12 protein-coding genes are annotated in these 12,361 nt (G+C 72.7%); 6 read left to right on the top strand and 6 right to left on the bottom strand.

What is annotated here, in order from left to right:
• Positions 1-68: 68 nt before the first annotated feature.
• The gene (locus ACHFIV_RS24300; protein ID WP_398972807.1) at positions 69-419 is read left to right on the top strand and encodes a 5-carboxymethyl-2-hydroxymuconate Delta-isomerase; all 351 of its coding nucleotides are present in this window, start codon (positions 69-71) and stop codon (positions 417-419) included.
• Here the strand turns inward: ACHFIV_RS24300 and ACHFIV_RS24295 are convergent.
• Together ACHFIV_RS24295 and ACHFIV_RS24290 are read right to left on the bottom strand one after the other, a co-directional pair.
• A complete protein-coding gene (locus tag ACHFIV_RS24295) occupies positions 404-1,138 on the bottom strand; it encodes a TetR/AcrR family transcriptional regulator (protein ID WP_398972804.1) in 735 nt (244 codons plus the stop codon). The genes ACHFIV_RS24300 and ACHFIV_RS24295 overlap by 16 nt on opposite strands.
• 59 nt (positions 1,139-1,197) lie before the next feature.
• Positions 1,198-3,120, bottom strand: coding sequence for a hypothetical protein (locus ACHFIV_RS24290; protein ID WP_398972801.1), 1,923 nt, complete (start codon positions 3,118-3,120; stop codon positions 1,198-1,200).
• 108 nt (positions 3,121-3,228) lie between these two features.
• On the opposite strand from ACHFIV_RS24290, the gene ACHFIV_RS24285 reads away from it, so the two are divergent.
• Genes ACHFIV_RS24285 through ACHFIV_RS24270 form a run of 4 tightly spaced genes read left to right on the top strand, consistent with a single transcriptional unit; the run spans position 3,229 to position 6,745 of the window.
• Entirely contained in the window at positions 3,229-3,762 is a 534-nt protein-coding gene (locus ACHFIV_RS24285; protein WP_398972798.1) for a hypothetical protein, read from the top strand.
• 39 nt (positions 3,763-3,801) lie between these two features.
• Positions 3,802-4,569: a (Fe-S)-binding protein gene (locus ACHFIV_RS24280; RefSeq protein WP_398972796.1), complete on the top strand. Its 768-nt coding sequence runs from the start codon at positions 3,802-3,804 to the stop codon at positions 4,567-4,569.
• The gene (locus tag ACHFIV_RS24275; RefSeq protein ID WP_398972793.1) at positions 4,566-6,110 is read left to right on the top strand and encodes a lactate utilization protein B; all 1,545 of its coding nucleotides are present in this window, start codon (positions 4,566-4,568) and stop codon (positions 6,108-6,110) included. Before ACHFIV_RS24280 ends, ACHFIV_RS24275 begins: the two co-directional genes overlap by 4 nt.
• On the top strand, positions 6,107-6,745 hold the full coding sequence (locus ACHFIV_RS24270) for a lactate utilization protein C (protein ID WP_398972791.1): 639 nt from the start codon (positions 6,107-6,109) through the stop codon (positions 6,743-6,745). The genes ACHFIV_RS24275 and ACHFIV_RS24270 overlap by 4 nt, the downstream gene beginning before the upstream one ends.
• Before the next feature lie 79 nt (positions 6,746-6,824).
• On the opposite strand, the gene ACHFIV_RS24265 is transcribed toward ACHFIV_RS24270, so the two are convergent.
• Positions 6,825-7,487, bottom strand: coding sequence for a fascin domain-containing protein (locus ACHFIV_RS24265; protein ID WP_398973018.1), 663 nt, complete (start codon positions 7,485-7,487; stop codon positions 6,825-6,827).
• A gap of 410 nt (positions 7,488-7,897) precedes the next feature.
• Complete coding sequence (locus tag ACHFIV_RS24260) at positions 7,898-8,296, bottom strand: MarR family winged helix-turn-helix transcriptional regulator (protein ID WP_398972788.1); 399 nt, start codon at positions 8,294-8,296, stop codon at positions 7,898-7,900.
• Between the two features lie 166 nt (positions 8,297-8,462).
• Here ACHFIV_RS24260 and ACHFIV_RS24255 point away from each other — a divergent pair, with 166 nt between their 5' ends.
• Complete coding sequence (locus ACHFIV_RS24255) at positions 8,463-9,395, top strand: nitroreductase/quinone reductase family protein (RefSeq protein WP_398972785.1); 933 nt, start codon at positions 8,463-8,465, stop codon at positions 9,393-9,395.
• Positions 9,396-9,437: 42 nt separating this feature from the next.
• On the opposite strand, the gene ACHFIV_RS24250 is transcribed toward ACHFIV_RS24255, so the two are convergent.
• Together ACHFIV_RS24250 and ACHFIV_RS24245 are read right to left on the bottom strand one after the other, a co-directional pair.
• Complete coding sequence (locus ACHFIV_RS24250; RefSeq protein ID WP_398972782.1) at positions 9,438-11,330, bottom strand: DUF2264 domain-containing protein; 1,893 nt, start codon at positions 11,328-11,330, stop codon at positions 9,438-9,440.
• On the bottom strand, positions 11,327-12,355 hold the full coding sequence (locus ACHFIV_RS24245; protein ID WP_398972780.1) for a hydroxyacid dehydrogenase: 1,029 nt from the start codon (positions 12,353-12,355) through the stop codon (positions 11,327-11,329). Before ACHFIV_RS24245 ends, ACHFIV_RS24250 begins: the two co-directional genes overlap by 4 nt.
• Positions 12,356-12,361: the final 6 nt, after the last annotated feature.

Raw genomic sequence — 12,361 nt, 5'->3', positions numbered from 1 at the left:
CTGACGTCGTACACGTGCATGCACGTCGTACACGTATGCGTACTCGCACCCTCGATCAGGAGCGTTTGATGCCGCAGATCACCGTCGACTACTCCGCGGAGCTCGACGACAGCTTCGACCGCCGTGGCTTCGCGCTGGCCCTGCACCCGCTCGTCGCCGAGACCGTGTCCACCAAGGTCCCCGCCTGCAAGACCCGGTTCCACCGGGCCGGGGACTCCGTCGTCGGCGACGCCGCGACGGGCGACTGCCTCGTCAACGTCTCGATCGCGATGCTGCCCGGCCGGAGCCCCGAGACCAAGGCGCGGCTGACGGAAGCCGTTCTCCAGCTGCTGGCCGGGCACCTCCGGCCCGTGGACGGCCTCACCGTCCACACCTCCGCCGAGGTCCGGGACCTGGACGCGTCCTACCGGAAGAACTGAGGCAGCCGCTGCGGCGGGACGGCCGGTGCGGCGGGTGCCAGGACCGAGAGCCTGGCGAGCAGTTCGCCGAACGGGCCGTCCGCCGGCTCCTGTGCGAAGACCCGCAGCATGATGCCCGCCATCTCCTGGTCGTACGCCGCGCTCACCGACGCCAGCGCCGCGAAGTCGTGCACCAGCTGCAACTCCAGCTCGGCACGGGGAATGCGCTTCCCGTCGAGCCAGAGCAGCGCCGTCGACTCGGCCAGCGACACCCAGGTCCGCACGACGAGCTCCAGCCGGGCCGGCGGGGACGATACGCCGAGATGCGCGACGATCTGCTCGTACGCCGCCTGCCGCACCTCGTCCACCAGGGCGCCGGCCGTGGAGGGGCCACCTGACGGGCCGCCCCGCGTCAGCGCGGCGAAGCCCGGGCCGTGCTCCTCGACGAAGTCGAAGAACCGGTGCATCACCCGCACGAGCCTGGCACCGAGGGGCCCTTCGTGCGCCTCCAGGAAGCGGCCGGACAGCTCGTCGGCGGCCCGCCTCAGCGCCGCCTCGTACAGGCTGCGCTTCCCCGGGAAGTAGTGGTAGACGAGCGGGCGGGAGATACCGGCCGCCGCCGCGATCTCGTCGATCGACACCTCGTCGGGCGAACGGTGACTGAACAACTCCAGTGCGACGCCGATCAACTGGGCCCTGCGCTCGTCGACACCCATCCTGCGCCGCACCCCGCTCCTCATGCGCACCAGCCTATCGGGGCAAGGCCGGCAGCCACCTGCCGCACTCCCGCCCTCCCCGCTCAGCGCAGTGAGCCCGCCCGGCCACCGCCCTTCAGCAGCCCGTCGAGCCGGGGCCGGTCGCCCTCCCCGGCCGGCAGCACCAGCAGCCGGCCGTCCGACCGGCCCTCGACACCCCCGGTCGCCGAGAGGGACGCGAACTGCCGTGAGCCCGCCGCCAGTACGTACCACCGCCCGCTGCCCGACCTCCACAGCACGCCGGCCAGCACCCGGGGCCTGCGTATCCCGCAGTCCGGCACGCCCTCGGCACGGGCCGCCACCGCTCCCGGGGACCCGGCGCCACCCGACACCCCGGGCGGCGCCTGGAACTGTGCCAGGACCCTGCTGCCCGTACCCCGCCAGGTGTCCGCCCTGGTGCAGGACCACCGGGCGTGCCCCCCGCCCTCCGGCAGCCGCTGATCCGCGTACAGCCAGGAGTTCACCGACCGGACCCCGTGGGACCGCAGTGCCGGAAGGAGACAGGCGGTACGCGCCCAGCTCTCCCGCTCGGCACGCCCCGACACGTCGTGCGGAGCCGACGGCACCCCGGAGGTGAGGCGCACGGGCGTGAGCTCACCGAGATCCGTCATCAGACGTGCCACCGGGCCGTCCCTCAGCTCCAGGACCGGCCAGGACCGGCAGTCGTCGCCCCCCGCCCGGGTCCGCGGCCCCGTCAGCGGATCGGTCACCCCGTGACGGTCGCGCGGCAGCGGCCGGGCACCCTGGCGCGGTGCGAGCAGGTCCCGCACACCGGCCCGTTCCGTCCATGGCGCGGTCAGGTAGCGGATCCTGCCGGCGTCGCGCCGCACCACCAGCGCGCCGGCCGCCACCGCGTCCGCGCCGTCCACCCGGGCGAAGTCCAGCGCCGCGCCCCCGGACGGATCGGCGTTCCGCGGCTCCGCGTAGCGCACGACACGCAGCCCGTCGTGGAACAGCACGACCGCCGCGGGCCCGACCTCCCCCGCGAACAGCAGCTGCGGAGGCCCCATCGGCGGACCGTCGGGCGTCCCGGGGGTCGCCGACGGGACCACCGCCGGACCCGGCCGCGCCCAGGAGGCGAGGGCGCGGCGCAGCAGAGAGGTGTCCCCGGTCCGGTCGCCGCGCGTCGGCCAGACGGTGAAGTCCCGGCGTGTGGAGCCCCGCCAGAGCCCGTCGGGCACCCGGCGCAACGCGGCGGGATCCAGGGCCCGCTGAGCGGTGTGATGACGTGCGTAGAGCGGCGCGGAAGCGGCCCGCGGGCCGCCCAGGCCGTCCGCCGGCAGCAGGAGCAGCGTCCCGCAGACCAGCAGGGCGCCGACTCCCGCCAGGACGGTGCCCGCCCGGCGCCGCCGCCGGGCCGGATCGGCCGGCCGCACCTGGAGGGAACACGGGTCGAACTCCGTCGACGCCAGCAGCGCGTGGGGCGGCGTGAGCGAGTCGGCCTCCAGCAGCGCCGCCCCTGGGTCCGGTACGCCCGCCGCGCCGAGCACCCGGCACACCTCGGCGTCGTCGAGCCCTTCGAGCCCCCGCAGCACGTACGCCGCCCGGCAGGCTCCCGACACCTCGGCGAGGGCCTGTTCCAGCGCCAGCTCGTCCGCGCCGCAGGAGTGCGGGAGGAGCCGCAGCCCCCACACCTGGGGCACCAGCGGGGGGAACTGCGCCCTCCGGGGCCGGGACGGCCGGAGCAGCGGCCGTCCCGCCTCCAGCGCGGACCGCAGCAACCGGAGCCGCACGCGTTCGTACGCGCGCCCGGGACCGGCGTCCCGCCCGCCGGTCAGAGCCCGCTGGGCCAGCCGGTGGGCCGACAGCACCCGCCGGTTGCGGCCGGGCGAGGGCGGCAGGACGAGATAGGCGATACGCGCCAGCCGCGCGTAGTGCTCGGCGGGCACGGCCTCGGCCGGTTCCCCGGCGGCCTGCTCCGCGTACGGACGGCCGGCGGGCGGCGGTACTGCTGGCAGAGGGGGCATGTGCAGCTGAACGAGCGAATGGTGCGATGGTCACTCCGGCGCGCGCGCTCCGGGGCGGGTTGTGCGGTTCGCCCGCGCGAGCCGGTGGGGCCGGGGCAGGATGGCCGGATGCCGGAGCAGCTGGAGTGGCGACGAGGAAGTGCCCGCCGGGTGACCGCGGCCGTGCTGGCGGGGCTCGCCCTGCTCACCGCGTGCGGCGGGGGAGCGGACGGCGACGACAGGCCCGCCGTACCGCCCACCGCGAGCGGGACCCTGGAACAGCTCGCCTCGAAGGCGCACTGCGAGCCGGACGTGCAGACCGACGCCGAGGAGATCAGACAGGCCAACTGCACCACCGGCGACGGACGCTACGTCCTGGCCACCTTCGCCACCGACCGCGGCCAGCGGGAGTGGCTCGACGAGGCCAACGACTACGGCGGCTCGTACCTCGTCGGCCGGAAGTGGGTCGCGGTCGGTGACGCGGACGTGGTCGCGACGCTGCGCGGCCGGCTCGGGGGGACCGTGGAGACCGCCTCGCCGCACCACTCGGGGAGTGGCGGGGGGGGGGGGGGGGGAGGGGGCCCCCCCCCCTCCCCCGCCCCTTGTGCGTGTGCCCCCACCAGGCTTCCCCGGCCTTTCCCCGGTCTTTCTCATGCGGACTGAGGCTACTATGGTCGGACCATAAGCGAACGGGGAGGCTCCATGCGTATCGGACTCTTCGCCACCTGTCTGGGAGACACCCTCTTCCCGGAGGTGGTCAGATCGACCGCGGTGCTGCTGGCCCGACTGGGCCACGAGGTGGTCTTCCCGCCGGACCAGACCTGCTGCGGCCAGATGCACGTCAACACCGGCTACCAGCGCGAGCCCGTCCCGCTGGTGCGCAACTTCGCCCAGCAGTTCGGGGACGCCTCGATCGACGCGGTCGTCATGCCGTCCGGCTCGTGCGCCGGCTCGGTCCGCCACCAGCACGAGATCGTCGCCGAGCGGTACGGCGACGCCGCGCTGCGCGCCGGGGTCGCCGTGGTCAAGGCCAAGACGTACGAACTCTCCGAGCTCCTCGTCGACGTCCTCGGTGTCACCCAGGTCGGTGCGTACTTCCCGCACCGGGTCACCTATCACCCCACCTGCCACTCCCTGCGCATGCTCCGGGTCGGTGACAAGCCGCTGAAGCTGCTGCGCGCGGTCGAGGAGATCGATCTCGTCGAGCTGCCCGAGGCCGACTCCTGCTGCGGCTTCGGCGGGACCTTCGCCCTCAAGAACGCGGAGACCTCCACCGCGATGCTGCACGACAAGATGCGCGCCATCCGCGACACGAAGGCCGAGGTGTGCTCGGCCGGCGACGCGTCCTGCCTGATGCACATCGGCGGGGGGCTCTCGCGCATCAGGTCCGGTACGCGCACCCTGCATCTCGCCCAGATCCTCGGATCCACCCGCACCGCGCCGTACACCCCGATGGAGGCCGCCCGATGAGCACGTTCCTCGGCATGCCCGCCGCCCCGCCCCGCTCCCCGTACGGCACGGGGAATCTGCGAGGCGACCGGAAGTTCCCCGAGGCGGCGCATGACGGACTCCGCGACGACCAGCTGCGCCGCAACCTCGGCAGGGCCACCCGCACCATCCGGGCCAAGCGCCTGGACGTCACCGGTGAACTCCCTGACTGGGAACACCTGCGCGACGCCGGATCGGCCATCAAGACCGACACCATGAACCGTCTTCCCGAACTGCTGGAGCAACTGGAGCGGAACGTCACCGAGCGGGGCGGCACCGTCCACTGGGCGCGGGACGGCGTCGAGGCGGACGAGATCGTCACCCGGCTGATCAGAGCGACCGGCAGCAGTGAGGTCATCAAGGTCAAGTCGATGGCCACCCAGGAGATCGGGCTCAACGAGCACCTCGAAGCAGCCGGCATCACCGCGTACGAGACCGATCTGGCCGAGCTCATCGTGCAGCTCGCCCACGACAAGCCCTCGCACATCCTGGTGCCCGCGATCCACCGCAACCGGGACGAGATCCGGCAGATCTTCCTCGACGGGATCCCCGGCGTCGATCCGGACCTCGACAACGTGCCCGCCCATCTCGCCGCCACGGCACGGGCCTACCTGCGTGAGAAGTTCATGACGACCAAGGTGGCCGTCTCGGGAGCCAACTTCGGCATCGCGGAGACGGGCACCCTCGCCGTGGTCGAGTCGGAGGGCAACGGGCGGATGTGCCTGACCCTCCCGGACACCCTCATCACCGTGATGGGCATCGAAAAGGTCCTGCCGCGCTACCAGGACCTGGAGGTGTTCCTCCAGCTGCTGCCCCGCTCCTCGACCGGCGAGCGGATGAACCCGTACACCTCGCTGTGGACCGGCGTGACACCGGGCGACGGGCCGCAGGACTTCCATCTGGTACTCCTCGACAACGGCCGCACCGCCGCGCTCGCCGACACGATCGGCCGCGAGGCGCTCAACTGCATCCGCTGCTCCGCCTGCCTCAACGTCTGCCCCGTCTACGAACGGGCCGGCGGCCACGCGTACGGATCGACGTACCCCGGTCCGATCGGCGCGGTACTCACCCCTCAGCTCGCCGGGATGGACGCGGCCAGGAACGACCCCAACAGCTCGCTACCGTATGCCTCCAGCCTCTGCGGAGCCTGCTTCGACGCCTGCCCCGTGAAGATCGACATCCCCTCGATGCTCGTCGAGCTGCGTCATCAGCACACCGAGCAGTCCGGCATCACAGGGGAGAAGCTCGCCATGAGGGCTGCGGCCCGAGTGATGAAGCAGCCCAGGCTCTTCACCGCGGCACAGAAGGCGGCCTCCCTCGCCAGAGCCGTCGGAGGGCGCGACGGCACCCTCTCGCGTCTGCCCGCACCGCTCAGCGGCTGGAGCGACAGCCGCGACACCGCCGTCCCGCCCAAGCAGTCCTTCCGCTCCTGGCTGGCATCGGAGGAGGGTGCGGCGACCCTGCGCGCCGCAGCCGAGGAAGGCGCCGGACGCACCCACGGGGACGCGGGGGAGGACCGGTGACCGCGCCCACCGCCCGCGAGACGGTACTCGGCCGCATCAGGGACGCCCTGGCACTCGCTCCGACCCCCGAGGCGGAGGTCCCCCGCCTCTACCGCACCGCCCGCACCCTCCCGGACGGCGAGCGTCTCGCACTGCTGACCGGCCGGCTGGTCGACTACAAGGCGCAGGTCCACCCCTGTACGGGCGACCGCACGGCCGAGGTGATCGCCGAGATCCTGCACGCGCGCGGCGCACGGCGCATCGGTGTTCCGGACGGACTGGACGAACGGTGGCTCAGCGCCTACGGCGGGGAGGTCCGGCGGGACTCGGCGGACATCCCCGCGCCAAGTCTCGGCGCCCTGGACGGCGTGGTGACGGCCTCCGCCGTCAGCTGCGCGGAGACCGGCACGATCTTCCTGGACGGATCGCCCGACCAGGGCCGGCGTGCCCTGTCCCTCGTCCCCGACCTCCACGTGTGCGTCGTCGACCTGTCCTCGGTCGTGGCAGGAGTCCCGGAGGCGGTGGCAAGGCTGGTGCCGGAGAGGCCGACCACCCTGATCAGCGGTCCTTCGGCCACGTCCGACATCGAACTGGAACGGGTGGAAGGCGTCCACGGTCCCCGCACGCTCGCCGTGGTGATCCGCACCGACGTGTGATGCCGGCGCGGTGCCACCGTGGCACCGCGGCCCCTGGTGCCCGCGTCCCCGCGCGGACCCCAGGGGCCCCGGCCCCGAGTCAGGCGCCGAGGTCGTAGAGGACGAACTCCTCCCAGGACCCGGTGATGTCGGCGGACCGGGCGCGCAGCGAGTACTGGAGCGATCCTGTGTAGCCGTTCTCCATGGTGACGAAGAGCCCGTTCAGCGTGGACTGCAGCGCCCAGCGGCCCAGGACCTCGTTGTGCCACAGGACGAACCGCTCCCAGCCGCCCGCGCTGGTGGACCGGGCACGCAACACGTTCTGCGCACCACCGGTGTAGTTCTTCTCGACCGCCACGTAACGGTTGTTCGCCAGGGACTTCATGGCGAACGTCGCGGAGGCCTCGTCCCATTCGAGGGCGAAACCCTCCCACGAGCCACCCACGTCGAGGGAGCGGGCCCGCAGAACACCGGTGTGAGGGGCGGCGTAGTTCACCTCCGTGGCGACGAACTGCGCATTGCGAGCCGACTGCAGGGCCACGAGTTCGGTCTCCGCGGAGGCGGATACCCGGCCACCGGCGGCGAACGGGGACCGAAGGGATTCAGCCCCCTCCGTGACGCGCGCCGACCCGGCTCCGTCCACCTTCTCCCAGCCGCCGGGCACGGCAGCCGGTCTGCCGGCCACCGGCGTGGCCCCGGCGGTGGGTGAGGTGGACACGGAGACCGCCAGAAGGGCGCTCAGGGACAGAATTACGGACGTGATGCGTCGCACCGGTATTCCTCACTCGTCATCAGAAGAATCAGGGGACTGCGGAAACCTGGCCCGCGAAGCATTTCCGGTCGCGTGGTCGGGCCGTTCTCCCGGATGGGTGTGAAGGGCGGACAGCGCGCGCCCTCAACCGTTTCCACCGCGTGGCGAAATCTCCCCCTCGGATCTCCCGCACCCCCCGAAGGCCGAGTTCGGAGCCCTCCCCGGGCATCCTGTCGGCCGCCGCGCCACTCGGCGAAGCGGGTTCAGCGTAACGGCGCGAAGTCCTTCCCGGTCATGAATTCGAGGGACTTCGCGAGTTTTCGGGCACCGTCTCATCGCATTTCCGGTTCCGCGATATTCCGTTAAGGGCGACGACGTCTTCTGTTTCCTTCGCGGTCGCACGCCGCCTGTTACGCAATCCCTCAGTCCTCGCCGAGGCCCCGCTCGTAGGCCGCGAGGGTGTCGACGAACATCCGCCGCTGGTCGGCCGTCAGCGGGGCGAGTGCCTGCCGCCAAGCTGTCGCGCCGCGTCCCAGCCACCGCTGGATCGTGTCCCGGTGCTCCTCGGAGATGCTCACGATCTTCCGGCGCCGGTCGGCCTCCGACTCCCGCCTCTCCAGGACACCCTTCCGGCTCAACTCGCCCACCATCAGGCTGACGGTCGTCGGCGCCACCCCCAGCCTCGACGCGAGGCCGTTGACGCCCATCGGCCCGTCGAAGAGCAGGTAGGCGAGCAGCGACAGGTGCCGCGGGGCGAGCGCGAGCGTCCGGAGCTCCTCCGGTACGGGAACCCGTTTGGCCCGTCCCACCATGCGTGGCATGAGGAGGAGCAGCTCCCGGATCGATTCGTCGACATCGCCATCGGGGCCCCCATGTGTCGGGCCGACGGTTGACACGGTCCTCACCCCTCAATAGCTTTGTGGTCAAAGCTTATTTGCTTTCGAAGCAAATAAGTGTGTGGTGTGATGCTATCGAAAGGCTGATGTCGTGACTGAGCAGAGTCCTTCGCCCGCTGCCTTCAACCAGCAGGTCATCGAGGAGTTCCGCGCGAACGGCGGCACGGTGGGCGGGATGTTCGCCGGCGCGCCGCTCCTGCTGCTGACCACCACCGGGGCCCGCAGCGGCCGGACCCGCACCAACCCGGCGGTGTACGCCCAGGACGGTGACCGGTTACTCGTCTTCGCCTCCAACGCGGGCGGGCCCAGACACCCCGACTGGTACAGGAACCTGCTCGCCGATCCCCGGGTCACCGTGGAGATCGGCACCGGCGACGGCGGAGTGGAGACGTTCGCCGCCACAGCGGTGCCGGTCGACGGCGAGGAGCGCGACCGCCTCTACCAGGCGCAGTGCGCACGCGACCCCGCTTTCATCGCCTACCAGGCCGGCACCACCCGGGTCATCCCGGTGATATCGCTGAACCGCCTCGACCTCTCCGACCCGGAGCGCAACCGCGCTCTCGGTGCCTTCCTCCTGCGTGTCCACGGCGAACTCCGGAAGGACCTCGCCACACTGCGCCAGGACGTCGACGAATATCTCGCCGGACCGCGCGCACCACACGGGTCCACACCGGCGGAGCCGTCCATGGGCCGGCGACTGGCCACACACTGTCTGACGTTCTGCGATGCCCTCCACACGCACCACATGAGCGAGGACGGCGCCTTCACCGCATTCGAGAAGCAGTTTCCGCGCCTCGCCACCCCGATCGCGCGGCTGCGTGAGGAGCACCGCGCCGTGGCGGACGCCCTGGCCGGCATCGAAGCGCTGCTGGGCCGCCTCCCCGGCCGGGCCGACGCGGACGAGGCGGAGGCGCTCAGGAACGGCCTCGCACGACTGGCGTCGGACCTGGAGGCGCACTTCGACCGCGAGGAACGGGATCTGCTCCCCGCGCTGACCGGGCACGACGGGCCCGCCGACGCGTGACCGCACGCGCCGGCGGCCGTCCGTGCCCAGGTGCGGCGGGCATCAGAGCCCGTGGGTGACCCCCAGTGGTGCGAAACAGACACGCGTCGTCGTACCGTCGTCGGCCCACCGCACCGTGATCGTCTCCCCGTCTGCGTCCACTCCGCTCACGGCGGAGGCGAGAGGGCCGGCATCCGGCTCGGCGGTGAGCGAGGCCAGCGCCACGAGCACCTCGGTCCCCTCCACATCGGCGCCGAGCCGGGGCAGCACGGCCCACGGCGTGAACGCCGTGCCCTGCGGAGCCCGCACCTCCTCCTGCTGCGACCAGCCGCGCAGCCCGTGCAGCGCGGAGCGCACCGCGCCCCCGGGGGCCGTCGCCCAGCCCGTCTGCTCGGCCCGCGTCCCGGCGGGCGCGCCCAGGACGCGGTGCACCCGCAGTTCGTACCGCCCCCGGACGACGGTCACGCTCTCCACCCGCAGGCCGGGCCAGGCCGGTGGACCCTCCGGGAAGACCGGGCTGTGCCAGGACGCGGCCCAGCCCCAGCCCTCGCCGTGTCCCGCGCCCAGCGGGCGGATCCGGACCCGGCTGCTGCGGGAGCCGGCGATCCGTAGCGACAGATGGTTGTCCGCCGTGTTCGCGGACGCCGTGGGGCCGGTGGCCGTCGAGTACGCGAGGCGGGCGTAGAGCGGGTCGGACAGGTCCGCCGTCTCGCCCTCATGGGGCCGGACGTGGTCACTGCCGTGGTTGTGGAGCCGCACGATGCCGTCCGCCCGGGTCGTCTGCACCAGCAGCCCCGGGGAGGGCAGCGACAGCACCCGGTCCGGACCCTCGCTGGGCGCGGCCTCCTCCTCGGCCGTCCACAGCGGGTGGTGGTCCGGGGCCAGCAGGGCGACGAAGGCCTTCGACGCCCAGTAGGGCGAGGACGGACCGGAGTACACCTGGAGCGTCGCTTCGTGCGGACCGTGCCATCCCAGGCTCAGCAGACCGTCGTCCCCGGCCGAACCGCGCTCCAGGAAGTACCGCAGCGAGCCGCTGATCAGCCTGCGCGAGACACCAGGCGCCAGGGGTGTGTGCCCGGACACCGCGCCCATCCCGACCGCCGCGCCCGCCGCGAAACGGTAGGTGAGGGAGCGCCCGAAGTGCAGCGGAGCGCCGTCCCCGCCGAACATCAGCGCGAAGCTCTCCAGGTGCTCGCTCAGCCGCGCGCCGTGGTGCGCGGAGAGTTCCGCGTCGCCCGACAGGTACGCGTCCAGCACGGGATACAGGTGCAGAGCCCAGCCGTTGTAGTGGTCGAAGGCGCGCCCGTCCCCGTCCGCGTACCACCCCTCGCCGCGGTACCAGACCTCCAGCAGGTCGAGCGCCCGCTGCCGGGCCCGGGCCGTCTCCGCGTCGCCCCGGCCGGCCGACTCCAGGAACCCGGCGACGGAGAACGGGAAGAGGTACCAGTTGTTGGGCGCCGGCGTGTGCCGCAGGGCGCCGCGCAGCCATTCCTCCGTCCGGTCCTGGGTGGCTGCGTCGAGCCGGTCCCACAGCCACGGGCGGGTCAGCCGCAGCCCGATCGCCACCGACGCCGACTCCACCATCGGCTGGCCGGCCACGGTGTGGTCCAGGATCAGCGGCCAGGACTCGGCGTCGTCCCGCCCGGCCGTGCGGGTACCGGCCGCCAGTCCGTCGGCATAACGCTCCAGCCAGTTGTGCGGGTCCTTGCCCTGCGCCCCGGCGACCCGGAACGCGGCGGTGAGGAACGTACGGGCGTAGCCCTCCAGGCCGTCGGACCGGACGCCGGAGCGGGACGGGCGGCCCGGCAGGTCGATGAGGGCGCTTCCGGGGGTGGCCCACCTCCAGGCGGCGTCCAGCATGCCGTCCGCCGCCGCTTCCCAGTGGCTCCGGGTGTAACCGGTGTACGGGCTCGTTCCACGGTCGTCGGGGGGGAGTCGGAAGGGAGTGGAGGTCATGCGAGGAAAGCCAGCCTTTCGCGTCGTACGGGGTGGGCGAAACCGTCGCCCGCGGCCCAGCGGGCGACCTCGCCGATCGCCAGATCGGCCAGCCGCCGCAGTTCGTTGCCCTGGGATCCGGCGAGATGCGGGGTGATGGTCGCGTTGCCGCATTCCCACAGCGGGTGGCCGGCCGGGAGCGGATCCGGGTCGGTGACGTCCAGAACCGCCCGGATCCGTTCCGTCCGCAGTACGTCGGTGAGGGCGTCCTGGTCGACCACAGCACCCCGGGAGGTGTTGATCAGGACGGCACCGGGCCGCATGGAGGTGAGGAGTCCGCGGCTGACCAGCCCCGTCGTCTCGGGCAGCAGGGGGGTGTGGACGCTGACCACGTCGCTCTCCGCGAACAGCCCGGCCAGGGTGATCGGCCGGACACCGAGCCCGGCGGCCTCCTCCTCCGTGACGTACGGATCGTGCAGCAGCACCCGCAGGTCGTACGGCCGCAGCAGTTCGATCACCCGCCGGCCGATCAGTGAGGCGGACAGAACGCCCACCGTGCGGCGGTAGTTGCCGACGTCGGGCGGCGCGGCGAGCCAGGCGTCGCGCACGCGGGTGGCCCGGAAGTCCCGGGCCCGCTCCAGGACCCTCTTGCCGGACAGCAGGATCATGGCGAGGGTGTACTCCGCGACCGGCAGCGCGTTGGCCGCGGCGGCCGACGACACCTCGATGCCCCTGTCCCAACAGGCATCGGTGACATGGCCGCGCACCGTTCCCGCCGTGTGCACGACGGCCCGCAGCGCGGGCGCGGCGGCCAGGACACCCGCGTGGACCGGCGGGCAGCCCCAGCCGGTGACCAGGATCTCGGTGTCCGCTAGCACGGCCCGGGCCGCCTCGGTGGTGAAGTCGGCGATCGCGGGTCCGGGGGCGAGGACGCACACCTCGGCCAGGGCCGCCAGGGAGTCGGGGGTGAGCACCGCGGCTGCGGCGTCCGCTCCCATGGCGAGCGCGGCACGCGGCCGGCGGTGTGCGGGGTGAGTGCTGGGCATGGTTCT

The sequence above is a fragment of the Streptomyces sp. ALB3 genome (assembly GCF_044385685.1).
Taxonomy (GTDB): domain Bacteria; phylum Actinomycetota; class Actinomycetes; order Streptomycetales; family Streptomycetaceae; genus Streptomyces.
This window is presented reverse-complemented; position numbering and strand designations above follow the sequence as displayed.

What these genes read in the sequence shown, in the direction of transcription:
- ACHFIV_RS24295 (WP_398972804.1), bottom strand. Translation starts at nt 1,138, where the DNA reads ATGAGGAGCGGGGTGCGGCGCAGGATGGGTGTCGACGAGCGCAGGGCC.
- ACHFIV_RS24250 (WP_398972782.1), bottom strand. Translation starts at nt 11,330, where the DNA reads ATGACCTCCACTCCCTTCCGACTCCCCCCCGACGACCGTGGAACGAGC.
- ACHFIV_RS24285 (WP_398972798.1), top strand. Translation starts at nt 3,229, where the DNA reads ATGCCGGAGCAGCTGGAGTGGCGACGAGGAAGTGCCCGCCGGGTGACC.
- ACHFIV_RS24260 (WP_398972788.1), bottom strand. Translation starts at nt 8,296, where the DNA reads ATGCCACGCATGGTGGGACGGGCCAAACGGGTTCCCGTACCGGAGGAG.
- ACHFIV_RS24280 (WP_398972796.1), top strand. Translation starts at nt 3,802, where the DNA reads ATGCGTATCGGACTCTTCGCCACCTGTCTGGGAGACACCCTCTTCCCG.
- ACHFIV_RS24300 (WP_398972807.1), top strand. Translation starts at nt 69, where the DNA reads ATGCCGCAGATCACCGTCGACTACTCCGCGGAGCTCGACGACAGCTTC.
- ACHFIV_RS24245 (WP_398972780.1), bottom strand. Translation starts at nt 12,355, where the DNA reads ATGCCCAGCACTCACCCCGCACACCGCCGGCCGCGTGCCGCGCTCGCC.
- ACHFIV_RS24290 (WP_398972801.1), bottom strand. Translation starts at nt 3,120, where the DNA reads ATGCCCCCTCTGCCAGCAGTACCGCCGCCCGCCGGCCGTCCGTACGCG.
- ACHFIV_RS24275 (WP_398972793.1), top strand. Translation starts at nt 4,566, where the DNA reads ATGAGCACGTTCCTCGGCATGCCCGCCGCCCCGCCCCGCTCCCCGTAC.